The organism is Brevundimonas vesicularis, assembly GCF_027886425.1.
Lineage (GTDB): Bacteria > Pseudomonadota > Alphaproteobacteria > Caulobacterales > Caulobacteraceae > Brevundimonas > Brevundimonas vesicularis_C.
In genome coordinates this window covers 1,252,547-1,276,543 of the sequence record NZ_CP115671.1, presented here as the reverse complement: position 1 = coordinate 1,276,543, position 23,997 = coordinate 1,252,547, and the positions used below count along the sequence as shown (strand labels likewise).

The following is a 23,997-nucleotide window of genomic DNA, read 5'->3' as shown; positions in this document are numbered from 1 at the left end:
GTCGTGGCATCAGCCTGGCCTCCCAACGATGACCTTCCGGGTCCTGTGAAAAGAATGGGCGAGCCGGCTGAACCGTTGATCGCTCGTGGGGTTGACCCTTTGCAGGGAGCACTGACCGTCATGACCATCATCGATCCATTGGGCGTCGCCCCGATGCCCTCGTTCACCAATGCGGCCGCCCTCGCCGGCATCGCGCTGTTCGATCCGGACGGGCACAATCCGGGCAATCTGCACGATCAGGCGTCCAGAGCGATGTTGGTCTCTCGCCTGGCGCGCCTTCTGCGGCTCCCGATCATTGATGTGGTCGAAGACGCGGAAGACGTCGGACCCGATGTCTTGCTGGTGCCTCGCGACACCCTGATCGGTGAAGACATGACCTCGCGCACCGTCTTCACCGCAGGCAATCTGTTGGGCGGCCGCGTGCCCCACCGCTTCATCGCGACCAAGGCGATCACCCACGGCCTGATCGATCGGTCCGCGACCTGCCCAGCCGGCTGGTCCAACACCATGGCCGACCGTTTGGGCGATGCGGCTCTGGAAGGCTACACCGCCTTCTCCGTCGCCGACGCGATCGAAGCTGGTCGACGCCTCCTCAAGACCGGGCCTGTCCGCGTCAAGGACGTCCTGGCCAAGGCAGGGCTGGGCCAGACGGTCGTCGAAACGCCTGAAGCGCTCGTCGCCGTCATCGCCGATCAGGACGAAGCGCAAATCGCCGCCTTCGGCGTCGTCCTTGAGGAAAACCTGCTCGGCGTGGAAACCTACAGCGTTGGAACCCTGTCGGTCGGCGGACTGCGCATCAGCTACGTTGGCGATCAACGGGAAACGACCGATCACAAAGGGCGGGAGGTGTACGGCGGTTCACGACTGAGGTGCGTGAGAGGCGATCTCGACCGACTGACCCACCTCGGACTGACCCCCGAGGCGGTGGAAGCAGTGCGCTGCGCCGCCGTGTTCGACGACGCCGCCCAGCGCGCCTATCCGGACTTGGTTCTGACCCGCCGGAACTACGATGTCCTCGCCGGCAAGGATGCGCGAGGGCGAAGGCGAGTAGGCGTTCTGGAGCAGTCGTGGCGGGTCGGCGGCGCGACGGGCGCGGAAATCGCCGCCATCGAGGCCTTCGCGGCGTCGCCGGCGCTGACTTCCGTCGAAACCGCCACGGTCGAGGTGTACGGCCTCGCCGATGTCGGACCGGAGGATGTCGTCTATTTCCGGGGTGAGGACCCCAAGGTCGGGCCGATGACGAAATATGTGACGAGGACAGCGTGACTGAACCTGACACCGTCGAGGAAGGGCAAGTCCGACTGTCTGTCGACGGACAGAAGCTGACCGGCACGCTTCTGACGCCGGAAGCCCCCGTGCCGGGATTTCTGTTTGTCCACGGCTGGGGCGGCGATCAGGAAGAGGATCTTGGCCTGGCCGAGGATCTCGCTCGACTGGGCTGCATCTGTTTCACCTTCGACCTTCGAGGCCATGCCGAGAGCGATGCGAGCCGAGACGAGGTCACCCGGCAGAACGGGTTCGACGACGTGACCGCGGCCTATGACTACTTGGCGTCCCAGCCCCTGATCGATCCCGGTGCGATCGGCGTGATCGGCACGAGCTACGGAGGCTATCTGTCGGCTCTGCTGACGAGCATCCGTGACGTGCGCTGGTTGGCGCTGCGTGTCCCGGCCCTTTATCCGGACGCGCACTGGGAGGTCCCCAAGGCCAAGCTCGATAAGGACGCGGTGCGCGCCTATCGACAGCAACTGCGAACGCCGCAGGAAGACAAGGCGCTCTCGGCCTGCGCCGCGTTCGAGGGCGACGTCCTCATCGTGCAGTCGGGCAAGGACGATCGCATTCCGCCAGAAGTCATCGCCTCCTATCAGGCCGCCTTCAAGGACGCGAACTCGTTCAGCCACAGGATCATCGCCGAGGCGACCCATGCGATGCGCGATCCCGCCCATCAGCGCCTTTACGCCACCCTGTTGATCAACTGGGTCGAGGAAATGGTGCGGGCGAGCCGCCGGTCTTATCGGTGAGCCTGTCGCCAGCGCCCAACGCCCAGCGCAGACGCCCTTATCGCAGCCGCATTACCCGCTACGACGCTTTCGTCTCTGGAACGCCGCGTGTCGCGCCTCGTTGATGGCGTAGGCAAACGGAGACCCACCATGACCGACCTCTCGAACATCAAAGAGCATATGGAAGTGATCGGCGCCGACGGCGTCCATCTCGGCACCGTCGATAAGGTCGAAGGCGATCGCATCAAGCTCACCAAGGCCGACAGCGGATCGCATAGTGGTCACCACCACTACCTCTCGGGCGGTCTGGTCGCCGAGGTTGAAGGCAATCGGGTGCGCCTGTCGGCAAACGCCGACAACGCCGCTCTTCTCGAGGAAGAAGAGGCCGGCGAGGCGATCGCCGACCTGAAATAGTGTCGATGACCCGAGACAACGATGCCGTGGCCGCACAGCTTCTGGCCATCCGCGAGCAGCTGACAACCGAAGTGTGGTCGACCGCCGTGGCCGCCCCGACGTCCGGCGACCACGAGCGCGTCCGTGATCTGGTGAAGCTGAAGGTCGATATCGAAGCCATCGACTTCGCCCTCGGACACCGGCCGGCGGGCAGACCTGAGGGAGACGAGAGATGATCGACCTGAACATCGCCAGCGCCGATACTTTGGACGGGATTGAGATGTTGCGCGGCCACGGGTTCGAAATCGTTCGCTATCGTGAGGAAAGAGGTCGTTTCACCAGTCTTCGCCAGCTCGATGAGGTACCGGGTTTGAGCGGCAAGACTGACGGCGTTGAAGCGCACGTTTCGGTCAAAGCCATGAGCTCAGCGACCAAGCCAACTTCGCAGTAACGGTCCGATGCGTGGGTCGCCTGATCAAGATTGCTTCCTCACTAGAGAAGACGGACACTGAACTGCGTCGGCTTGTTGAGTTTCATTCGTACGGCGAGCCTGCGCTCTGAAAGACCGTAGTCCTAAAAGGGATTTGCAGGATCTTTTCGTGCGGCGGCGATTTCTGCCGGCGTTGGGTCCCGGCAAATGGTCAGTTCATCCGACGACCAGTCGACCAGTCCGATATCCGCCATCGCCCTTAGCCAACCGTCCATCGGCCAGATCGACCAGGCGGCGTGGAAGCGATTGGCGTTGGCGATCAGGGCGCGGAAATGCTGCAGGGGCGGATCATAGCCCTCATGGTGCTGGTGGAAGACTGGCGCGCCGCCGGCGAAGAGGAGCGGCAGGCCCTCTCGCGCGATGCGAAAACCCAGGTCCGTGTCTTCGGCGCCGTAGCCGACATAGGTCTCGTCGAACCCGCCGATCCGATCGAAGGTCGAGCGGCGGAGCGCGAAAGCCAGAGACCAGAACAGGCCCGGATTGCCCTCCGGGCTTTCGCCTTCCCGTGGAAAGGGGCGCACGGGATGGGGTCGTCCGGCGGCCCTCAGATCGACTTCCGACAGGGGGCCCGGACGAACGGCTCCGGCGGGAAGATAGAGCACCTCTGGACAGACGACGGCGTCATGCTCGGCGAGCACGGCCTGCATCCGGCCGCAAACTGCCGACGACACGATGCAATCCACGTCCAGAAACAGTAGGTTATCGCCTGATGCCAAGGCGGCCGCCAGATTTCGGGCGGCGGCCAAAGGCAAGGCGTCGCCCGCCAGACGTTCGATGCGGACTGGAAAATCCACCGGCGGCGGCGTCACCGGCGCATCGCTCATGTCGATGACGACCAGTTCGTCGGGCGGCGTGACGCTGAGCATCAATCCCTCGACCAATCGGTCCAGATGCGCCTGCCGGTTGCGAACCAGCGTGAGCGCGGACAGGCTGGTCATCGGCGGCTCCACAAATCCAGGCGATAGTTCGGATGCCGTTCGGCGAGATCCACCTTCATAATGTCCGACAATCCGAGCCACAGGCGTTCCACGGCGTCGTCGGCGGTTTGGGGATAGTCGGTCTCGCCGGTCCAGTGCACCAGAAGGATGCGTCCCCCTCAACCAACCCGTCGGCGATGGGTCGCGCTGCGAGGTCCAGATCGGCGTCGCTCCAGTAGTAGGCCACCTCGGACAGGACGACGAGATCCAGCCCGTCCAGAACCGGACAGTCGCGAGGAAGGCCGCGGCCGCGAACCGGACGTTCGGCCGCCCCGACAGACGCTGGCGCGCCCTTTCCAGGGCGGTCGGGCTGACGTCGATCGCCAACAGACGATCGCAGACTGTGCTCAGCCGCTCGGTCAGGACGCCGCCGGCACAACCGACCTCGAGCGCAAAAGCTGCTCGCCGCGTCGAAAGGGCGGCGATGGTGCGATCGAACTTGGCGGCCTCATAGGGGCTGGAGGCCAGATCCCACGGATCGGCGTCCCCGGCGAAGATGCCTTCGAAATAGGCGGCGGGAAGCGAGCGTTCAGCCATAGGCGTCGCGCCGATACAGGGTGTCCGAGGCGGCCTGCAGCCTCCTCTGCGTCTCGAGCCGAAACCCCGGTCCAAGCATCGGCGTCAACTGGCTCTGATGGGCCGACAAGGCATAGGCCCTCAAGCCGGCCCTTAGAGGTCGCGTCGTAATCCGCAGCTTCGTCTCGGACGGAGCCGCCCCCCACACGATATAATCGAAAACGGCGACCGGCCGGCGAGCCATACCGGCTGCGCGGCGGGCAAGCTGTGCCGCCGCCTGGTGATCGCAATGGGGATCGTCAGGACCCGTCACGGCGATCGCATCGACGCGCCGCTCGCGGCACAAAGCCGCGAGACGACGCGCGCTCGCTTCGAACATCATGCTGCCGGCAGAAGCGGGCTGGGCGTCGGGCCAATCCAGAAACACAGGGGGCGCCGCCCCATCCCCCGCCAACCGTCGAACGGCGCGCCCTGCCTCCAGGCGTCGGGTCCGGACGAGCCTCGCTCGGGACGCCAAATCCGGATGATCGTGCGAACCCGCACCGTCGGTCAGGATCACGACGCCCGCCAGCCGCTCGGCCTCGGACGCTTGATGGATCAAGGCGCCGGCGCCCAGCGTCTCGTCGTCGGCATGCGGGGCGATGACCAGCCACCGCGCGGATCGCCATGGCGAACGCTCCAGCGCCAGGGTCGCCAGCCGGCCGGTTTTCTCGTTCACCATAGGGCGTCGCCCTCGCCCCAGAGATCGCGATCCAGCCAGGTCTTGGCCGCCTGGTCCTTCGCATAGTCGGGTCCGGCCTGCCGAAGATAGAGGCTGAGATCACGGGTGATCTTGTCGATGCGCTCGCCGTCGAAGGCGCTGCGTGTCCCGACCGACCGCGCCGCCAACTCCATTACATCCAGGGCGCTGCGTTCGACGACGCCTCTCGTGGCGCGGGCGAAATCCCCGGCGTCCGGCGCTTCGGACGCCGCGCGGATCGCGGCTTCGCGGACCCAAAGCCAAGCCGTCCGCGTCGCAACGACCGCATCGGCGAAGCGCGCGCGCTGGATGGGATCGGCGCGGGCGGCGTCTGACAGTGCGTCGCGCATCGCCATGACCAGGCCTTCGACGCCGCCCAACTGCACCGCCGTAAACCGCCACGCCCCGGCCGTGAAATGCGGTTCGCGATCATAGTCTCCGGGTCTTCCGAGCCGCTGATCGGCATTGACCATCAACCCGGTCACCTCATAGCGCCCGCTGGTCGTCGCGCGCATGCCGCGGACGCGCCACCCGCTCAAATCAGCCCTCTTCGGGTCGTTCGCCGGCACGACGATCAGCTGGCGTTCGCCCTGTACCGGCTGGGCGGTGATGATGGCATATTCCAGGCCGCCCGCGCCGGTCGCGAACATCTTGGCGCCCTGCAGCCGGTCGCCGACCAGACGAACGCCGGGCGGCGGCTCCGTCGCCCACACGCCGAACCAGCCGCCCTGCGCAAGGACCTTGCCCAGCCAAGCCTTCTGGGCCGGGTCCGCGTACCAGTCGAACAGCGCCAGGGCGTTGACGTGTCCTTCGAACAATCGGCCGACGCTGAGATCCGACCGCCCCACGCTTCGTAGAGCGCCCATCAAGGCCAAGGCCTTTTGGACTGGATCGTCATAGGCCGTTCCACCGCTTTGGACCGGAGCGAACCGTCGACCCCAACCCTCCGAGACGAGCAGCGTCAAACTTTCGGCGGGATATCGCGGCGCGGCGTCGTAGCGCGCACCCAGCGCCGCCAATCTAACCTCAAGGTCTAGAGGCGATGACGCGGTCGGCGTTGTTTCCAAGGCTGTCATCGGCGTGCCTCGAGCTCTGATGCGAGATCGACAAGCCAGAGTCCGGCGGCGCCGAGTCCCTGCCCGCTGATCTGCTGCCGATCAGCGGGCGACAGTGCGAGTGCTGACTGAAGGATGCTCGGCCATTGCTGCGCCTGCGGCCACTGCGCCAGGACGATCGAGGCGCCAAGCACCGCTAACCGTTCGGCCTTCGCGATCTGCTCATTATAGGCGCGAGGCTCGGGAAGACAGACAAAGGGCTTGTCGGCCGAAATCACCGCATTCAGCAGGCCGTCTCCCGCGCCTCCGACGATGACCTCCGCCTTGTCGATCTCGTCGCCGAGGGCGTCGATCCAGCCCGCCAGCTTCAGGTTTGGCGGAATGATCGGCGGCGGCTCGATCGGCCCGACACCGGTCCACATCTTCCCGGGCGTCGCCTCCGCAGCCGCCGCCAGCTTGGCGCCATCCAGCGGATCGCCACCCCGCCCATGAACGACCAAAACGCCTGATCCACGCTTCAATCCTGATTTGCGCCGGGGGGCGAAGTAGTGCGTCTTGTCCCGTACCTCTTTAGTCCTCGCCCCATCCAGCCGCTTATGGAAGGGCGCAAGCAAGGCTTCTGCGCCGCTGAAGGCGTCCAGATGCGCCGGATCCGATCGATCGCCCACGAGGCGGACATAGACCACAGGCGTCGCACACAGCCGAGCCAGCATCGCCATTTCGACCGACACATCGATCACCATCAAGGCCGGCCTGGCGTCGCTGATCCACTGGGCGAACCGGGCGGTCCGCGCCCGGACGCCCGCATGGTAATAGGGGGCGTAATGCAGCGCCTCAGGCCGGACAGGCGCCTCGTCACGGCCGGAGAAGCGGTCTCCCTCGTGGGGCCTGTCATCCTCCAGATCCACGCAGGCGATGTCTTCGGTTCGTCCTTTCAATCCCGTTCCAAGCAGGACAAATCGCTCGGGCGCAGCGGCGGCGATTTCCAGTGCGCGCTGGCGGTGGCCGTCGCCCTGGTGATGGACATAGTATCCGATCGGAGCCCTCACGCTGCGGCTCTCTCAAGGCCGTCGGCCCAACCTCGTAAATCCAAGTCGAGCGGCATGGCGGGCAGCTGGGTTTCCAATGCCGGCAGCCGCCTGGCGCTCGCCGCGTCGTGACGCTGATCCCGGCGCCAGCTCGCCCGCTGTCGCCAATGCGAAAAGTCCGGCGCCATGATCGGACCGCCGTTCCGCGCCTGATCGAACAAGCGGGTCATATCGTCCGCCATCCCCCCGGCGGCGCGGCCCGTCGTTCGTGCCGACACTCGGGTCCACACCGCCAAGGGATGAACAAGCCTGGCCCCCTGCGCTAGAGCGGCGATCACAAGCGCCCGGTCCTCGCTTGTCGGCTGTTCGGGCACGCCGCCGGCTGACAGATAGGCCGCCGCCGTGATGGCGAGGCTGGCCCCGGTGTGATCGCCATGCCGAGGGGCCGGATCATGGGGCGAAGGGTCGATCTCGTCCTCGATCGCGCGAACTTCACGCCAGTAGGCGTCCCATAGTCGACGCAGAGCCGCGACATCCGCAGAGATCGTCTCCGCTTCATCCAGCACCAGCCGCCCGCCCACCAAATCCGCTCCTGACACGATGCATGCGAGATTGGCGGACAGCCAGTTCGGCGGCGGCCGCGTGTCGGCGTCCGTCGAGATCAGAACGCCATTGGGTTGATCTGCGAGACGCTCGAGGCCGACGGACATGGCCGCGCGCCGCGCGCCGCCGGCATGCGCGCGATGCTCCGGGAAGGTCTGCAGATCGACGACGATGTCCAGTCGATCCTTCCACCGATCGGCCGCTGCCTGCGCCTGATGGAGCGAACCGTCCGTGGAGTTATTGATGCAGAGCGCGATCGAAATCCTACCCGGAAGATTCTGTGCGGCCAGGGCGGCCAGAAGCACGGGAAGACGCCGTTCCTCATTTCGCACGGGCACGCAAACGCAGAAGGCAGGTTCGCCCGTCATGCGATTAGCCGATCTTCCAGCGCGTCATTGGCCTGCATCTGCCCTGCCGCAGCCGCCTGAATCATCTCGCCATAGAGTTTTTCATAGGCGGTGATCATCCGGCGCACATCGCAGGCCGCCTCGGCGCGGGCGCGGCAGGCCGACCGAGACAGGCCGACCGCCTGGGCGATTGCGCGCGCCAAATCCTGCACATCGTCCGGACGCGCCAAGGCGCCGCAGTCGGGAGTCAGATCTCGGTAATGGCGCCGCGCGCGAAGGCAGCGACGGGCGTGCCGCACGCCAGCGCTTCGGCCACCACCAACCCGTAGGGTTCGTCCCAGCGCGGCGTGCAGACGAAGGCGGCCGCCTGCCCGATCTCCTTCGACAGCGTTTCGTGATCGAGGTGGCCGAGATAGGTGGTTTCGCGCGTCAACCTCGGAGCGATCTCGGCATCGAAATAGGCTTGATCCAGGATCGGGCCCGCGAACCGCAGGGCGACACCCGCCAATGCCGCCGCGTCCAGCGCCAGATGCAGACCCTTCTCGGGCACGATCCGCCCATACCAGATCAAATGCCCAGGGTCGTCGTGACTCGCACGCCACGGAAAGCGCTCCAGGTCGATCCCGTTCAGAATGACCTGATCGATCGGCCGCACTGCGCTCCATTGTTCCCGCATCGCCTCGGAAACGCCGACAAACCGCGCGAAGGGCGCGCTCGCTTCGCGGATACCGCTTTCCAACCAGCAAAATGGCGGCGTGTGGAGCGTGGTGACCATCGGCATCGGCAAGGTCTCGGCCATCGAGACCGGCAGATAATGCAGGCTGTTGTTGTGGATGACGTCGAACGCACTGCGTCGAAGCCGACTCATCAACGACAGATAGGCGTGATGCTCTCGGAAGAAGGCGACGTCGCCCGCCTCCGCCGTCCCGACCTTGGCGATTTCCGTCTGATCGCAGATCGCCTCCAGGCCCAACTCGGGGTCGGACAGGGTCGCTGCAAACAGAGTGACGTCATGACCGTTCAGCCGCAGTTGGCGACAGAGCAGATGGGTATGCATCTCCAGCCCGCCGGCGAAGGGTTCTGCGATCGGATATTTGAGATGTGCGATGACGCCGATGCGCATCCGTACCGCCGTGATCGACAACCCGATCCCCCTCGGATCGGTCCATGGCGTAAAGCCTGAAGGTCAAAGCTATGCCGCGGCTATTCGTTCCTGTGTGCGATAATGGTCTCAAGTCCTCAAGGGATGGGTTTATCTTCTCAGAGCTGCTGAAGGCCGTTGAAATCAGAGTGCCGGGCGCTCGATGCGATCTCGCAGCACCTGCTCAAACGGAAAGGGTTGGAACACCTAACTGATAGGCCTTGATTGGACGGCTCAAATGGACCGAAACCATAACCGACCTATCTACTTAAATCTTTGTCAGACGATAAGAAGACGCTGGGCGGTCAGCTCAGCCCATTCTGGCCATGCCGCGCGACACTCCTATATGTTAAGATAAATCTTCCTTACATTTTAGAGATAAAGCGTTGCGCATAGGCGTCACGTCGCTAGGCAGCTCAGTTCTAGAATCGGTCGCCGATCACGGCGTCTCTATCGATTCGCCTCGCCTGCTGGAGCGTCAAACGCTTGCCACGTGAGAAATCTGCACGGCCAGGCCCCCGCGATCCGAAGGTGGCGAAACGGGCGTCTTCGGGCTGAAGCATGGTGCGGGGATTGCCATCGCGGCCGGTGTACCACATCTCGGTCCAACCCGCCGGCGCGATATGGTCGTCCATCCAGCAGTCGAGGAAGGTCGCTGCGCCGACAAACTTCGGATCGCCGTACCGACCATCAGGGAAGGTGCTGGACGGTCGCCAAGGGCGTCCCAAAAACACGGAATGCCGCAGGACGCCGGCGTCCCTGGTGAGACGGCAATCGTGGAAGACAAAGCCGTAGTCCTGCTCGATCGGCGTGCTTGGCGCGGCGATATAGCCTTCGACCGGATCGGCGGGACGCAGTCGCGATCGGATTTCGCAACGTTCGAACCAGGCGCGCCCGCCGCCGAAGATGAAGTCATAGCTGCCAGTGATCAGGCATTTTTCGAACAGCGTCGCGCCCGCATCGGGGAACAAGGTGTCCTGATAGCTGAGAATATCGCAGTTCCGGATGACCGCGCGATCCGACCCCTTGTCCATCATCAGAGCCACGGCTTGGGGCCCTGCGCCATTGTGAGAGTGCAGGCCGTTCGGCTTGGTCATTTCCGCCAGACCGTCGAAGGCATTATTGATCGTCAGGTTCTCGGCGCGAAAATCGGGCGCGCGAACGAACAGGGTCGGGGTGCGGAATGTGCCCCACATCCGCCCATCTGGCGCCGCCAATCCCGATGCCGCCAGGTGATTGATCACCGAGCCTGACCGATCCTCGCCGATCAGATGAACGAAGGGCTTATCGACCACAACTTGCTCGGTCCAGATGCCGCGCGTGATCAGGATGCGGAACGGCTTTCGCCCGTCCGCCGGTGCGGCGGCGATGGCGGCGGAAAGGGTGGGATAGGAAGGCGCGCCGACCCGACGACCGGCATCCTCAGTCCCAACCACAGCGTCGTATCCAGCCGTCGCAGCCCAGGATCGACCGGACGCCATGATCGGTAGGGCGACGGCGGTTGCGAGCGCCTGACGGCGCGAAAGGGACAAACGCATGCTGGCTCCGAATGGAAAAAGAGGGCGCTGACCGGCGAGCCTTTCAGCGCCCAGTCTCCCGGGGGAGGTGGGAGTGTCTTAGAAGGTGTAGCGGACGCCGAAGTTGTACTGCCTTCCAGTGTGCGAATAGACGTAGATGCTATCCCGGCGACTGTCCGTGTACTGCTCATTGAAGGCGTCGGTCAGGTTCAAGCCTTCGAACGTCACCTTGATGCGGTCCGTCAAGGCATAGGAGGCCGAGGCGTCCACCGTCACGATGTCACGCACGCCATCGATGTCATTGGTGCTGGTGCCGCTGGGGACCGCGGTCAGATAGCGATCGCGATAGGCGGCCGAGACGCGGGCGCTGAACCGATCGTCTTCGTAATAGAGGGTGGCGTTGTAGGCGGTCTTCGAAAGGCCGAGCAGATCATTTTCGACGAAGCCCGTCGGCGATCGCGAGGAAATATAGCTGATCTTGGAGTCCACCAGCGTGACGTTGAAGATGGCGCCGAGATTGTCGAACGGCCCGGGCAGGAAGGTGAAGGGCTGTTGGTAGCTGATCTCGATTCCCTTCAGCGGACCGCCTTCGGTGTTCACCGGCTGGCTGAACAGGAAGACGTCGCTGGCCGAAACACCCAGGCCGTTCAGCAACTCCAGCGGCAGGCCGGATTGATTGAAGGGCTGGGACGTTCGAGAGGTTTGAATGTAGCTTTCGATGTCCTTGTAGAACAGGCCGACTGACAGCAGGGCGTCAGGCGCGAAATACCATTCCGCCGACAAATCGTAGGTCGTGGCGCGGATGGGATCCAAATACGGATTGCCCGAGCTGACGCTGAACACGCCGACCGTGCTGAGGCTGCCGCCCGGCGTCACACTGCCCAGGTTTGGGCGGGTCATGACCTTGGCGGCGCCGAACCGCACCAGAAAGTCCGGCGTGACTTCGGCCGTCAGATTCAGCGCCGGTAGAACGTCGTCATAGTCGCGATCGACGGTCGTCTGCTGCGCCGCGCCGGCGACCAGTTGATAGCCGGTCGAGCTCTGTTTCGTCTTGACGTAGCGCACACCGATGTCGCCGCGTACCGGAACGCCTCCAAGTTCGGTGTCAAAGTCGAGCTGCAGATAGGCGGCCGAGTCCTTCTCGGTCACATTGCGGATGTTGCCACGCGCATTGGCGTTGGAGGCGCCGCTGAGTTCGAACAGCCCCGTGCCGCTGTAAATGTTAAACAGGTCGGCAAAGGCGTTGAGGTTCGGCGCGATCCAGTTGGTGACGGTGCCGTTCGGTGCGCCAAGATTGCGACCAAACCCGCTGACCAATTCGGTCAGGCTGGCCAGGGTCACGCCAGCAGGCAGTTGCGGCACCACGCCTTCGTTGACCCGCGCCAGCGCCCAGGAGTCGAACTCGTATTCCTTGTAGTTAACCCCGGCCTTTAGCGTCAGCGACGGCGTCAGATCGTAGCCGCCGTCGAGTTGCGCGGTCTTGATCGTGTTGGTGACGCCCTGCGGCCGTAGGCGGATTTCCGAGCGCGCGGCCCCGAAGTTGTAGGCCAGCGGATCGGTCACGTCATAACCGAACCGGATCAATGGCGCGTTGCGGTTTTCGCGATAGTCGTATGAATAGTTGTCCGAATTTTCGCGGTTCAAAATGACCGTCGTCTGGATCGGATTGTCAAAATCAGACTTGGAATAGCCCACCAAGCCCTTGATCCTAAACCGGTCGCTGAACGCGTGCTCCAGGCTCAGTGTCCCTTGCGTGTATTTGGTGTCGAGCTCGTCGTAGCGAGTTTCAGTCTCCACATCGACGTCATCGAACAAGCCGTAGACCATGTCGCCGTTGGCATCGATGACGCCGTCGCGCACGATGATTTCTGGTCGGCCGCCCTGCGACGCGTTGCGGGCGAAGGACAGGGCTTCCAGCCAGTTTTCCTGACGGGTGGCTTTGAAGTCGGAGTAGAGCAGATCGAGATTGATCAACGTCTGTTCCTGCGGGCGGAACTGCACGGATCCCGTCAGGCCTAAGCGCTCCTGATCGTGCGTCAGGCGTCCGTAGCGCGGAAAACGAGGCGTATAGACATCGGCCCGCCTCGCATCGGCAAAGGGTGATGCGGGGTTATAGCCCCCAGCCTCGGTCCCGTTGAGCCAGCCGCCGGAACCATGTCCTTCTTCCAGTAGACGACGCTTGGTGTAGGCGCCCGAGACGAGGGCTCCGAGACGTCCATCCATCCAGGTGTTGCTGGCCAAAACGGCGAACCGCGGGTCCCATTCTTGGGACAAGTCGTTGTAGCCATATTGGCCCGACAGCACGAGGTTGGCGCCGGCGTAATCGAACGGTCGGCCAGTTTGCAGATCGACCGTAGCCCCCAACGACCCCTCTTCCGTCTCGGCCGAGGCGGTCTTGCGGACCGTGATGCTGTTGAAAAGCTCGGACGCGAAGACATTGAAGTCAAAGGCTCGGTTGCGGTTGGCGCCGCCTGAGCTGTCCGTGCCCGACGCGGTGCTCTGTCCCTCGACGCCGTTGATGCGCACGCGCGTGAATTGCGGCCCCAGCCCTCGCACCGTGATCTGACGGCCTTCGCCAGCGTCGCGTGCGATGGAGACGCCAGGCACCCGTTGAATGGACTCCGCAAGGTTGGCGTCCGGAAAATCGGCCATGTCCTCGGCCTTGATTACGTCCACGACGCCATTGGCTCGTCGCTTGGCCGTGAGCGCGCTGCCCAGTGACGCACGGAAACCGGTTACCACGATAGTTTCAACTTCGTCCGCCTGGTCTTCGACCTCGCTCCCCTGGGCGACGGTTTGGGGCGCGACGCTCGCGCCGGCGAGCACTGCCGTGCGGCCGTTGTTGGACGCCACCACCAGGTTGCTGCCCTGCAGGAGCCGGCCCAGCCCCTGATCAACCGAATAGACGCCCTGCACAGCGGCGGTCCGTTGCCCTGCGACCGCTTCGGTCGACGCCAGGATTTGAAGATCCGCTTGGCGTGCGAAGGCCGGCACGCCGGTCGAGGCAGGCTGCGCAGGGACATTGAACTGTCTGGCCTGAGCCTGAGCGGCGCCGGCGCCGGCCAGCGCCATCGTGCTGACGGCGATCATCAGCGACGCCTTCGCGCCTTGGTTTCGCGACATGGCCATGCGTCGGCCCTCCCTTTTTCTGTTTCCTGGTTCCCGGACCCTTCTTCGAGGGTTCCAAGAGTCTCGATGTTCGACGATCGACTTTCCGTCGCCGGACGAAAAAGATTTATCCCGCGCCACCCAGCATGATGACATCTGCGCCCAGCTTCACGCTCGCGTCATGGGCGACGCCCACCGCCTGGGCGAAGCTTTCCGGTTCGTTGGTGCGGAACCATCCGACCACGGTACGGCCTTCCAGATCCGGATCGACGATCACGATCTTGCGGTTGTTGTAGCGGTTGAACTCAGCTGCCGCCGCGCCGATCGTGTCGCCATCCAGAACAATCTGCCCTTCTCGCCAAGACAGAGCCCGGTCCATTTCCAGCGGACGCTTCACCGGACTGGACGCGCCGGCCTGGTCGCTGACGAAAACCTGTTCACCGGCGGCGACGCGGCGGCGCATTTTTCCAGCGCCCTTGTCGCTCCAGACCTCCACGACGCCTTCCGTCACGCGAACTTCGGCCCCGCCGGACTTGCGGCGAACTGAGAAGGCAGTGCCGACCGCTTGGACGCGGACATCGCCCGCCGCCACGACGAAAGGCCGCGCTCGATCTTTTGCGACCTGAAACCACGCCTCTCCCTGATCAAGGGTCACGGCGCGTTCGGCCTTCTGAAAGCGGATGTCCAATGTCGTGTCGGTGTTTATCGCCGCCATTGACCCGTCGGCCAAGGGCACGCGGCGAATCTCGCCCACCAAGGTCCGGTAGCGCTGACGCGACAAGATCGGCGTCAGAACGACCCCGGCCGCGACAGCCGCCGCCAATCCCATCCCCCCGAGAAGCACGCGGCGGTCGGGCTTCGCCGGCACCCGGTGCGTTTGGGTCTGAGGCATGGGCTCGACCATCAAGGCCATGACCGCCCGCGCCCGCCACAAAGCGCCCTCACGACGGCTGTCGCCAGCCAGCCAGTCGTCCAAGGCCGCCTGGTCGGACGCGCTAATCACGTTTCCGTCCAGTCGAGCGGCCCAATTGGCCGCCGCCGCGTCGATCTCTGTGGAAGCTTCACGGCTCATGCACGCCGCTCCCCGGTCGATGATGGGGCGACATTAGCGTCAGCATTTGCCAAGCCTGCCAGGACGGCTTTCAACGCGCGCGCAGCTTCGTTCTCGACCACGTTCTCTGACACGCCCAACTGGCGCGCGATCTCCTTTTGAGACAGCCCCAGCACGCGGCGCATCTCGAAGATGCGTCGGCTGCGTTCGGGCAATGTGGCGACGATCTTCATTACGCGTTCGAGTTCCTTGCGTCCCCCGGCGATACGCTCTGGCGACGGTTCGTCCCACTCGATGCGCAGGGCGTCGATTTCCGTCACGGCGTCGATCCGGACAATGCGGGCGCGGCGCATCTGCTCAAGCACGACAGACCGCGCGGTCTGGAAGAAATAAGCGCGAGGACTCTCGATCTGCTCCACTGCCTTCAGGTTGGCCAATCGGCAATACGATTCCTGAATGACATCATCGACATCGTTGGAGGTCACAAGCGATCGCCGAAGCCAAGCGCGAACATCCTGCTCGTGGGGCAAGATTTCATGCCCCAACCAGCGAACGCGCTCTCGTTCCGATTTTCCACCACCTTGAGCCAACTTCAGTTCCCCCATGGGTCACGATGCGCGGCGGCGGCGTTTCCGTCAAAACGCGGCATTAGGAACGTGGTGCACGTTAAAGAGATAACTATGCGCAGTGCCTGGCGTTGTGAGGATGGCGCTGACAGCATTGATTGATTGCAAGACGAGATCAAAGCCACGAACGGCATGCTGCTTCGGCGTGCGGTACTGGCCGCCCCCGTGCACTCCTAACTCAGAGATCCGCCCCACAATAACTCTCAGGATCAAGGTGTGCGCCGCGAATGCCGATATGCCCCGTGCAGTGAGGCTAACCAGACGAAGACCCAGCCGGATTGAGGCTGAAGCGATAGTGCAGTGTACTGTCGCAGAGCGCACGGTGCGAACTTCCGACATCAGTCACAAACGGCGATTCCCACTCAGGTCTTAAAGGCGCCAAACGCGGCCATTGCCTCAAAGCTCGAAAGCTGACGTTTAGCGGCTCGAAAACCGTCCCCCGTGCAGACGACTCGCGGCAGCGCCACCGTGATCAGTTGCAGGCCCGCCGAGATAAGTAGCTAATGATGGGATCCTACGCACGGTGGCAAATCCAAGATCGGCCATCCTGCGCCCAGATCAGAAGAAGCCCAATTTGTCGGGGCTGTAGCTGACCAACAGGTTCTTGGTCTGCTGATAGTGGTCCAGCATCATGCGGTGGTTCTCCCGCCCGATGCCCGACTTCTTGTAGCCGCCGAAGGCCGCATGGGCTGGATACTGGTGATAGCAGTTGGTCCAGACCCGTCCCGCCTGAATGGCGCGACCGGCGCGATAGGCGGTGTTCATGTCGCGCGACCACACCCCGGCGCCCAGGCCGTATTCGGTGTCGTTGGCGATTTCCATGGCCTCTTCAAAAGTCTTGAAGGTCGTCACCGCCAGGACCGGGCCGAAGATTTCCTCTTGGAAGATCCTCATGTCGTTGGTGCCTTTGAACACGGTGGGCTTGACGTAATAGCCGCCGGCCAGATCATCCTTGAGCGCGGCCTGATCGCCGCCTGTCAGGACCTCGGCGCCCTCCTCCCTGCCCAGCTTCAGATAGCCGAGAATTTTCTTCAGCTGCTGGTCCGAGGCCTGGGCGCCGACCATGGTCGCCGGGTCCAGAGGGTCGCCTTGAACGATGGACTCCACCCGGGCGATCGCCTTCTCGATGAAGGCCTCATAAATGTCCTCGTGGATCAAAGCGCGGCTGGGGCAGGTGCAGACCTCGCCCTGATTGAGCGCGAACATGGCGAAGCCTTCCAGCGCCTTGTCCAGATAGGCGTCGTCGTGATCCATCACGTCCTTGAAGAAGATGTTCGGTGACTTGCCGCCGAGCTCCAGCGTGACCGGAATCAGGTTCTGGGTCGCATACTGCATGATCTTCTGACCAACGGCAGTCGAGCCCGTGAAGGCGATCTTGGCGATGCGCGGATTGGTGGCCAACGGCTCGCCCACCTCGGCCCCCGTGCCCGAAACGATGTTCAGCACGCCGGCCGGCAGCAAATCCTGGATCAGTTCGATCACCACGAGGATGGACGCCGGGGTCTGCTCCGCCGGCTTCAGCACGATGCAGTTGCCCGCCGCCAGAGCCGGAGCGATCTTCCAGGCCGCCATCAGGATAGGGAAGTTCCAGGGGATGATCTGCCCCACCACGCCCAGCGGCTCGTGGAAATGATAGGCGACCGTGTCGTGGTCCAGTTCCGAAATCCCGCCTTCCTGCGCCCGGATGCAGCCGGCGAAGTAGCGGAAATGGTCGATCGCCAGGGGGATGTCGGCGGCCGTGGTCTCGCGCACCGGCTTGCCGTTGTCCGAGGTCTCCGCCTCTGCGACGGCTTGCAAATTGGCTTCAATCCGGTCGGCGATCTTGTTCAGGATGACGGCGCGTTCGGCGACGCTGGTTCGCCCCCAGGCGTCCTTGGCGGCGTGGGCGGCGTCCAGGGCCAGTTCGACGTCGGCCGCGTCCGATCGTGCGACCTCGCACAAGACGCGGCCGTTCACCGGGGAGGTGTTCTCGAAATAGTGGCCGTTGACGGGCGCGACCCACTGTCCGCCGATGAAGTTGTCGTAGCGCGCCCTGAACTTGGGGGTCGCGGCGCGGCTGAACTCGGGTTTGGTCATGATGGCCTCCTGCGTTGTCCTCTGGCGTCGATTGTCGACGTCTTTGGATCAGAAGGTCATCCTGCGGAGCACGTGACGCCATACGCCGCTGCCATGCTGCGGCGCAAACCTGTCGCAGAACTGCGACAGATCGCTTGCTAAGGTGCGTTAGAAAGGCCGAGCCGGTGCAGCTTGCGGTGCAGGGTCGCGCGGCTGACCCCAAGAGCGCGCGCGGCCGCCGAGACATTGCCGCCGCTCAACGCTAGCGCGCGACGCACCGCGCCGCGTTCGGCGTTCAGAAGATCGGCTTCCACGGCGCCTACGCCCAGCACCTCCGACGCCGCGAGCTGGTTCGCGATCCGGTCATCGGTGATCGCGAGCGCGAGGCGTGCGGCGCGCGTCGCTCCAACCACCAGATCATCCTGGTCAACCGCCAGCAGAGCCGCCGTGTTTCGTCCGGCCGCATCGTCGGTCAGCACGATGCGCGCTTGAGGAAAGGCGTGCCGGAAGGTTTGCGCCTCGATCGCTCTCGCAGCGTCCGCCACCGCCGCCGCGATCAACCCCAATACGCCCTGCGTCGCATCGGTCCGGCACGACGAGACGTCCAACAAGCCCGCCAGACGCCCTGTTGGACCGTAGATGGGATGGCTAGTGCAACTCAGCGCCGTGTTACGAGTGTGAAAATGCTGATCGCGATGGATGGTCAGCGGACGACGCTCGGCCAAAGCCGTGCCGATGCCGTTTGTACCCTCAACCGCCTCAGACCAAACCGCACCGGGCCATAGGCCCCAGCGGCGGAAGATCTCATCATCCGCCGCTGCGCCTCGCCGTTCCAGGGTCACCCCTTCAGCGTTGGTGAGAAGAACACAGCATCCTGTGTCGCCGACGGCCAGGAACAGGCGGTCAAGCGAATCCTGAGCCGCCCTAGTCATCGGCTCCATGGCGTCACGGGCTTCGCGCAACTCCTGGTCTGTCAGGGTGTTCGGTCGGCCTTCATCCTCAGGATCGAGCCCATAAAGCGACATCGACCGTCGCCATGACGCCGCCAGGGCCGAACGCGCCTCACCTCCGGCGGCGTCCAGCGCCTGTTTTATCAGCTTGCCGTGGCCGTTTCCCGTTTGCGCGACCATTGATGTTCCCTGGCGCTCTTTCGGAAAAAGAGCGCCGCATCGGTGTTTCAGTCAATGGGACAAAGGTCGGCGACCCCTAGGGGCTCCAGCTAAAACTTGCGGCTGACGCCCAACGACAAGACCCACGGATCGAGGGTCACGCTGGACTTCAGGGCGCCGTCGTTGATCTTGGCGTCGGTTTCGAACCAGACCTTCTTGACGTCAAGGTTTAGGCTCCAGGGCCCCTGAATGCCGACGTCCGCGCCCGCTTGGAGCGCGTAGCCGAAACCGTCGTTCAGATCGACGGTGAAGCCGTTCTTGTCCTTGCCGCTGTAGAACAGCATGTAATTCACGCCCGCGCCGACATAGGGGCTGACGCGGCCCTGACCCAGCGGGCGGTATTGCAGGGTGACCACCGGCGGCAGGACCCAGGTCTCATGCACGGCCACGTCCGTTGCGCCGCCCTGGGCGCGGATTTCGTGCCGAGTCGTGCCCAGGATCGCCTCGACCGCGAGGTGATCGGTCAGGAAGTAGGTGAAGCCCAGGGTTGGCATGACGCTGTCGCCCACATCCACCTTCAGGTCGGTGTCGGCGCCCGCGGCTGTGGTGATGGCGTCATCGGCCTGGGAGAAGACGTCGGTGACGCGCCCGCTCACCAGGAAGTCGCCCTTCTTCGGGGCCTCCCAAGCGACGGATGTCTGAGCGAAGGCCGGCGCCGCGCAGGCGGTGAAGGCGACGGCGGCAAGCAGCAGGGTCTTGGTCTTCATCTTCTGATCCCCGACGCCCTGGCCGCCTCGTGCGGCCTTTGTCAGGCGTCTGAGCGGGGTGTGCGCCCGGGTGAAAACCTCGGCCTTGATCCAGCGCAAATCGGTCAGGGGGTGGACAATCTGTCCACTCACACCACCCGCGCATGCCTTTGCTGAAGAGCCGCCGCACCGGGATCGAAGGCGGCGCAAACCGCCCTGACGAACGGACGGCCCAGGTCGGTCACCGCCACCACCGTCCCGTCGATCCGCACCAGACCATCGTCGACGAAGCGCTCCAACAGGGACCAGGCGCCGGCGACGTCCGACAGGTCCCGACCGCGACGTCGAACGATGGGCGCAAGATCAACGACGAAATCGCACATCAGCCGCTCGATAATCTCGCTCACGAACGCGTCGCCTTCGGTCAGGGCGACGCCTCGCGCGACGGGTAGGTCGCCGGCCTCGACAGCGCGGCGCCAGTCAAGTTCCTGCGCGTGGTTTTGAACGAAACCCTTGGGCGTGTGGCTGATCGACGAGGCGCCCAGGCCGATCAGCACGTCTGCGGCGTCGGTGGTGTAGCCCTGGAAGTTGCGATGCAGCCGTCCGGCCCGGTCCGCCGCCGCCAACCCGTCGTGCGGCAGGGCGAAATGATCCAGCCCGATCGCCTGCCATCCCTTGCCGACCAGATAGCGCGTCGCCGCCTGGCTCTGGGCGAAGCGCGCTTCGGCGTCCGGCAGGTCGGCGTCGTTGATCAACCGCTGATGCGGCTTCATCCACGGGACATGGGCATAGCCGAACAGGGCGATCCGTTCGGGCCTCAGCGTCGTGACCTGGCCCAGGGTGGTGATGACGTTCTCGACGGCCTGAAGCGGCAGGCCGTACATCAGATCCAGGTTGAGGGAGTTCACGCCCTGCCCCCGCAAGGCTTCGGCCGCCCAGCGGATGGTCTCGAAACGCTCGGGCCGGTTCACCGCCGCCTGGACACGCGGCGACAGGTCCTGCACCCCCAGACTGGCGCGGCTCAGGCCGATGCGGCCCGCCGCCTCGACCCACTCCTGCGTAAGGACTTCGGGATCCAACTCGGCGGCGACCTCGAAACAGTCGCCCAGGTCGAACCGCGCGGACAGACCGGCGAACAGTCTTTCCAGATCGTCCGGCGACAGCATGTTCGGAGTGCCGCCGCCCAGATGGATTGATCCGACACGGACCGGCCGGCCAATCCGGGCCAGAACCAGATCCGCCTCGCGCAGCAGCAGATCGACATAGCTGGAGATGACGCCCGCCCGGTTCACCGCTCGGGTGTTGCAGCCGCAGTACCAGCACAGCCGCTTGCAGAACGGCAGGTGGAGATACAGCGAGACCGGCTGATCGGAGGGCGCGCGCCCCAGCCAATCGGCCCACTCGCCGGGTCCGACGGCAGGCGTGAACTGTGCCGCCGTCGGATAGGAGGTATAGCGTGGCGCATGGGCGTCATAGCGCGCGATCAGGTCGCGAACGGACAGGCGCGCGGGGCTAGAGAGGGACATCGCCCTCTTTCGATGCGTCGGGCGTGGACAGGCCGGCGTCGCCTTCGTCAAACAGATGGAACTCGTGCCACAGGCCGTTCAGCACGCCGAAACCGACGGCCAGGCCAAGCCCCAGGATCCAGGAAAAATACCACATGGTTCTGCGCTCCTAAGGGTCAGTACAGATCGGGATTGGTCTTGAGGGCGGCGGTCGATGTCCTGCCCCAGAGCACGCGATAGACCCAGGCGGTGTAGAGCAGCACCAGAGGCAGGAAGATCGCCGTGCAGATCAGCATGATGAACAGGGTCAGATGGCTGGACGAGGCGTTCCACACCGTCAGGCTGGACTGAGGATTGACCGAGCTGGGCAGGATGAACGGGAACATCGAAAGGCCGACGGTGGAGATGATGCCCACGGCGGACAGGGAAGATCCGCCGAAAGCCTGCGGCGCGGACCGCCGCCACATCCCGATCAGGCCGGTCAGCGCGCCCAGAAAGCCCAGGACCGGCGCGATCAGCATCCACGGATAGCGGCCGTAGTTGTCCAGCCAGGCGCCGGGCGCGGCCTGAACCGTCGTGCGCAGCGGATTGGAGAAGCCGTTGACGTCCAGCGCGCCGGTGATCCGGTAGCCAAGGCCGCCGTAAGCGACATAGAGTCCGCCGACCGCAAACAGGATCAGGGCCAGAATAGCGGCGACCGTGCCGAACAGACGCGCCCGCTCCATCACCGGGCCGGCCTCGGCCTTGACCGACAGCCAGGCCGCGCCGTGCAGGACCAGCATGGCCACCGACAACAGGCCGGCGATGAGGCTGAAGGGGGTGAACAGGCCGAGCAGCGTGCCGTCGTAGAAGGACCGCAGGTCGCCATCCAGATGGAAGGGCGCGCCCAGCAGGACGTTGCCCACCGCGACCCCGAACACCAGGGCCGGAACGAAGCCGCCGATGAACAGGCACCAGTCCCAGAACGACCGCCACTTCGGCGACGCCCGCTTCGAGCGATATTTGAACGACACAGGCCGCAGGATCAGCGCGGACAGCACCAAGAACATGGCCAGGTAGAAGCCCGAGAAGCTGACGGCGTAGACGAAGGGCCAGGCGGCGAAGATGGCGCCGCCGCCCAGGATAAACCACACCTGGTTGCCTTCCCAGGTGGCGCCGACGGTGTTGATCACCATGCGGCGTTCTTCATCCGTCCTGGCGACGAAGGGCAGAAGGGCGCCGACGCCCAGGTCGAAACCGTCGGTCAGGGCGAAGGCGATCAGAAGCACGCCCAGCAGCCCCCACCAGATCAAACGAAGGGTGGCGAAGTCGAGGGGAATATCCATTGTCGGATGTCCTAAGGTCTTGGGTCAGGCCACGGCGGGCGCAGGAACGCGCTCGGCCGGGGCTTCGGGGCTGGGTTCGCCGAACGTCTCCTGTTCGTGGAACGGCCCCTTCTTGATGGCGAAGAGCATCAGCCGCACCTCGACCACCGCCAGCGCGCCATACAGCAGGGTGAAGCCGACGATCGTGGCCCACAGTTGCGGTACGGTCAGGGACGAGGCGCCCAGGAAGGTGGGCAGCACGCCTTCCACCGCCCACGGCTGGCGGCCAAACTCGGCCAGGATCCACCCGAACTCGATCGCGATCCACGGCAGCGGGATGGCCAGGACGGCTAACCGCAGGAACCACTTCGTATGATGCTTGCGCAGGGTGCACAGCACGAAGGCGGTCCCGAATAGGGCGATCATGAACATTCCGATGCCCGCCATGATGCGGAAGCTCCAGAACAGGGCCGGGACGTTCGGCACCGTCTCCCATGCGGTCTGCTGGATCAGCGCCGGCGTGGCCTGGCGAGGATCGGCGACGTGGCGCTTCAGCAGCAGGCCATAGCCCAGGTCGCGGCGATGGGTCTCGAACACGCCGCGCGCGACGGGATCGGCCGGGTCAGCCTTGACCTTCTCCAGCGCATCATAGGCGATGACGCCGGATTCGATGCGGTCCTCAGCCGTGGCGACCAGTTCGAAGATGCCTTCGACGGGCTTGTCGATGGTGCGGGTCGCGATCAGCCCCATGATCCACGGTACGTGAACGCCGAAATGGGTCTCGCGGTCCTTCATCGAGGGAACGCCGATCAGCGTCAGACCGGCGGGCGCAGGCTCGGTGTGCCACATGGCCTCCAGAGCGGCGAGCTTCATCTTCTGGTTATCGGTCAGATTATAGCCGGACTGGTCGCCCAGCACGACGGCCGACAGCGACGCCGCCAGACCGAACGCCGAGGCCACCGTCATCGACCGCTTGGCGAAGCCGACGTGCTTGCCACGCAGCAGATAGAAGGCCGAAACGCCCAGAACGAAGACCGAGGCGCAAACATAACCGGCCGAGACGGTGTGAACGAACTTGGCCTGGGCCACCGGGTTGAACACCACGGCCATGAAGTCCGTGACCTCCATCCGCATCGTGTCGGGATTGAAGGCGGCGCCGACCGGGTTCTGCATCCAGCCGTTGGCGATCAGGATCCACAGGGCCGACAGATTGGTGCCCAGCGCGACCATGAAAGTCACGAACAGGTGGGCGTGCGGCTTCAGCTTGTCCCAGCCGAAGAACATCAGGCCGACAAAGGTCGCCTCCAGGAAGAAGGCCATCAGCCCTTCGATGGCCAGCGGCGCGCCGAAGATGTCGCCGACATAGTGGCTGTAATAGCTCCAGTTCATGCCGAACTGGAACTCCATGGTGATGCCGGTCGCGACGCCCAGCACGAAGTTGATGCCGAAGCAGACGCCCCAGAAGCGGGTGATCGTCCGCCAGATGGGCCGGCGGGTCATCACATAGATCGACTCCATGATGACCAGCATGAACGACAGCCCCAGCGTCAGGGGCACGAACAGGAAGTGGTAAAGGGCCGTCAGCGCGAACTGCAGCCGGGACAGGTCGACGACCGCGAGGTCGATCATGGCGTTGCTCCGAGGAATCGGTCTGCTGGACCGACGTTTCGTCGGCCGTAGGCGGTAC

At 64.4% G+C, this 23,997-nt stretch carries 24 protein-coding genes and 1 pseudogene; 5 read left to right on the top strand and 20 right to left on the bottom strand.

Translation table 11 applies throughout. From position 1 onward, the window contains the following. Positions 1-120 precede the first annotated feature (120 nt). The 5 genes from PFY01_RS06375 (at position 121) to PFY01_RS06355 (ending at position 2,844) form a co-directional block, all read left to right on the top strand. A complete protein-coding gene (locus PFY01_RS06375) occupies positions 121-1,266 on the top strand; it encodes a DUF3182 family protein (protein ID WP_271042842.1) in 1,146 nt (381 codons plus the stop codon). After that, a complete protein-coding gene (locus PFY01_RS06370; protein ID WP_271042841.1) occupies positions 1,263-2,021 on the top strand; it encodes an alpha/beta hydrolase family protein in 759 nt (252 codons plus the stop codon). The genes PFY01_RS06375 and PFY01_RS06370 overlap by 4 nt, the downstream gene beginning before the upstream one ends. A gap of 129 nt (positions 2,022-2,150) precedes the next feature. Then, positions 2,151-2,414 (top strand): DUF2171 domain-containing protein, encoded by a 264-nt coding sequence (locus PFY01_RS06365; protein ID WP_271042840.1) that lies wholly within the window; start codon positions 2,151-2,153, stop codon positions 2,412-2,414. Positions 2,415-2,419: 5 nt separating this feature from the next. Further along, complete coding sequence (locus tag PFY01_RS06360; protein ID WP_271042839.1) at positions 2,420-2,629, top strand: hypothetical protein; 210 nt, start codon at positions 2,420-2,422, stop codon at positions 2,627-2,629. Further along, on the top strand, positions 2,626-2,844 hold the full coding sequence (locus PFY01_RS06355; RefSeq protein WP_271042838.1) for a helix-hairpin-helix domain-containing protein: 219 nt from the start codon (positions 2,626-2,628) through the stop codon (positions 2,842-2,844). Before PFY01_RS06360 ends, PFY01_RS06355 begins: the two co-directional genes overlap by 4 nt. Positions 2,845-2,966: 122 nt before the next feature. Here the strand turns inward: PFY01_RS06355 and PFY01_RS06350 are convergent, their stop codons facing one another. The 20 genes and pseudogenes from PFY01_RS06350 to PFY01_RS06260 form a co-directional block, all read right to left on the bottom strand. Further along, positions 2,967-3,821 carry a glycosyltransferase family 2 protein gene (locus PFY01_RS06350; RefSeq protein ID WP_271041580.1) on the bottom strand — a complete coding sequence of 285 codons (855 nt, stop codon included), beginning with the start codon at positions 3,819-3,821 and terminating at the stop codon, positions 2,967-2,969. Next, positions 3,818-3,961 carry a hypothetical protein gene (locus PFY01_RS06345; RefSeq protein WP_271041581.1) on the bottom strand — a complete coding sequence of 48 codons (144 nt, stop codon included), beginning with the start codon at positions 3,959-3,961 and terminating at the stop codon, positions 3,818-3,820. Before PFY01_RS06345 ends, PFY01_RS06350 begins: the two co-directional genes overlap by 4 nt. 196 nt (positions 3,962-4,157) lie before the next feature. After that, a pseudogene (locus PFY01_RS15615) lies at positions 4,158-4,397 on the bottom strand (SAM-dependent methyltransferase); the annotation flags it as partial. Beyond that, entirely contained in the window at positions 4,390-5,097 is a 708-nt protein-coding gene (locus PFY01_RS06340; RefSeq protein WP_271042837.1) for a PIG-L deacetylase family protein, read from the bottom strand. The pseudogene PFY01_RS15615 and the gene PFY01_RS06340, both read right to left, overlap by 8 nt. Further along, the gene (locus PFY01_RS06335; RefSeq protein WP_271041583.1) at positions 5,091-6,134 is read right to left on the bottom strand and encodes an acyl-CoA dehydrogenase family protein; all 1,044 of its coding nucleotides are present in this window, start codon (positions 6,132-6,134) and stop codon (positions 5,091-5,093) included. Before PFY01_RS06335 ends, PFY01_RS06340 begins: the two co-directional genes overlap by 7 nt. 53 nt (positions 6,135-6,187) lie before the next feature. Further along, the gene (locus PFY01_RS06330) at positions 6,188-7,078 is read right to left on the bottom strand and encodes a glycosyltransferase (protein ID WP_271042836.1); all 891 of its coding nucleotides are present in this window, start codon (positions 7,076-7,078) and stop codon (positions 6,188-6,190) included. 137 nt (positions 7,079-7,215) lie between these two features. Beyond that, a complete protein-coding gene (locus tag PFY01_RS06325; RefSeq protein WP_420197052.1) occupies positions 7,216-8,106 on the bottom strand; it encodes a glycosyltransferase family 2 protein in 891 nt (296 codons plus the stop codon). A 59-nt stretch (positions 8,107-8,165) separates the two neighbouring features. Then, positions 8,166-8,378: a hypothetical protein gene (locus tag PFY01_RS06320; protein ID WP_271041584.1), complete on the bottom strand. Its 213-nt coding sequence runs from the start codon at positions 8,376-8,378 to the stop codon at positions 8,166-8,168. Positions 8,379-8,395: 17 nt separating this feature from the next. After that, positions 8,396-9,292 (bottom strand): glycosyltransferase, encoded by an 897-nt coding sequence (locus tag PFY01_RS06315; protein ID WP_271041585.1) that lies wholly within the window; start codon positions 9,290-9,292, stop codon positions 8,396-8,398. Between the two features lie 419 nt (positions 9,293-9,711). Next, entirely contained in the window at positions 9,712-10,827 is a 1,116-nt protein-coding gene (locus PFY01_RS06310; RefSeq protein WP_271042834.1) for a pectinesterase family protein, read from the bottom strand. 78 nt (positions 10,828-10,905) lie between these two features. Then, on the bottom strand, positions 10,906-14,055 hold the full coding sequence (locus PFY01_RS06305; protein ID WP_271042833.1) for a TonB-dependent receptor: 3,150 nt from the start codon (positions 14,053-14,055) through the stop codon (positions 10,906-10,908). Next, positions 14,042-14,986, bottom strand: coding sequence for a FecR family protein (locus PFY01_RS06300; RefSeq protein ID WP_271042832.1), 945 nt, complete (start codon positions 14,984-14,986; stop codon positions 14,042-14,044). Before PFY01_RS06300 ends, PFY01_RS06305 begins: the two co-directional genes overlap by 14 nt. Further along, on the bottom strand, positions 14,983-15,450 hold the full coding sequence (locus tag PFY01_RS06295) for an RNA polymerase sigma factor (RefSeq protein ID WP_420197051.1): 468 nt from the start codon (positions 15,448-15,450) through the stop codon (positions 14,983-14,985). Before PFY01_RS06295 ends, PFY01_RS06300 begins: the two co-directional genes overlap by 4 nt. Before the next feature lie 699 nt (positions 15,451-16,149). After that, on the bottom strand, positions 16,150-17,667 hold the full coding sequence (locus PFY01_RS06290) for an aldehyde dehydrogenase family protein (RefSeq protein WP_271042830.1): 1,518 nt from the start codon (positions 17,665-17,667) through the stop codon (positions 16,150-16,152). A gap of 137 nt (positions 17,668-17,804) precedes the next feature. Next, on the bottom strand, positions 17,805-18,776 hold the full coding sequence (locus PFY01_RS06285) for a helix-turn-helix domain-containing protein (RefSeq protein ID WP_271042829.1): 972 nt from the start codon (positions 18,774-18,776) through the stop codon (positions 17,805-17,807). Positions 18,777-18,865: 89 nt separating this feature from the next. Then, positions 18,866-19,522 carry an OmpW/AlkL family protein gene (locus PFY01_RS06280; protein ID WP_271043033.1) on the bottom strand — a complete coding sequence of 219 codons (657 nt, stop codon included), beginning with the start codon at positions 19,520-19,522 and terminating at the stop codon, positions 18,866-18,868. Positions 19,523-19,650: 128 nt separating this feature from the next. After that, positions 19,651-21,027: an oxygen-independent coproporphyrinogen III oxidase gene (gene hemN, locus PFY01_RS06275; protein ID WP_271042828.1), complete on the bottom strand. Its 1,377-nt coding sequence runs from the start codon at positions 21,025-21,027 to the stop codon at positions 19,651-19,653. Beyond that, positions 21,014-21,163: a cytochrome bd-I oxidase subunit CydX gene (cydX, locus tag PFY01_RS06270; protein WP_017504187.1), complete on the bottom strand. Its 150-nt coding sequence runs from the start codon at positions 21,161-21,163 to the stop codon at positions 21,014-21,016. The genes hemN and cydX overlap by 14 nt, the downstream gene beginning before the upstream one ends. 19 nt (positions 21,164-21,182) lie before the next feature. Then, positions 21,183-22,331: a cytochrome d ubiquinol oxidase subunit II gene (gene cydB, locus PFY01_RS06265; RefSeq protein WP_271042827.1), complete on the bottom strand. Its 1,149-nt coding sequence runs from the start codon at positions 22,329-22,331 to the stop codon at positions 21,183-21,185. 24 nt (positions 22,332-22,355) lie between these two features. Further along, complete coding sequence (locus tag PFY01_RS06260) at positions 22,356-23,936, bottom strand: cytochrome ubiquinol oxidase subunit I (protein ID WP_271043032.1); 1,581 nt, start codon at positions 23,934-23,936, stop codon at positions 22,356-22,358. Positions 23,937-23,997 lie beyond the last annotated feature (61 nt).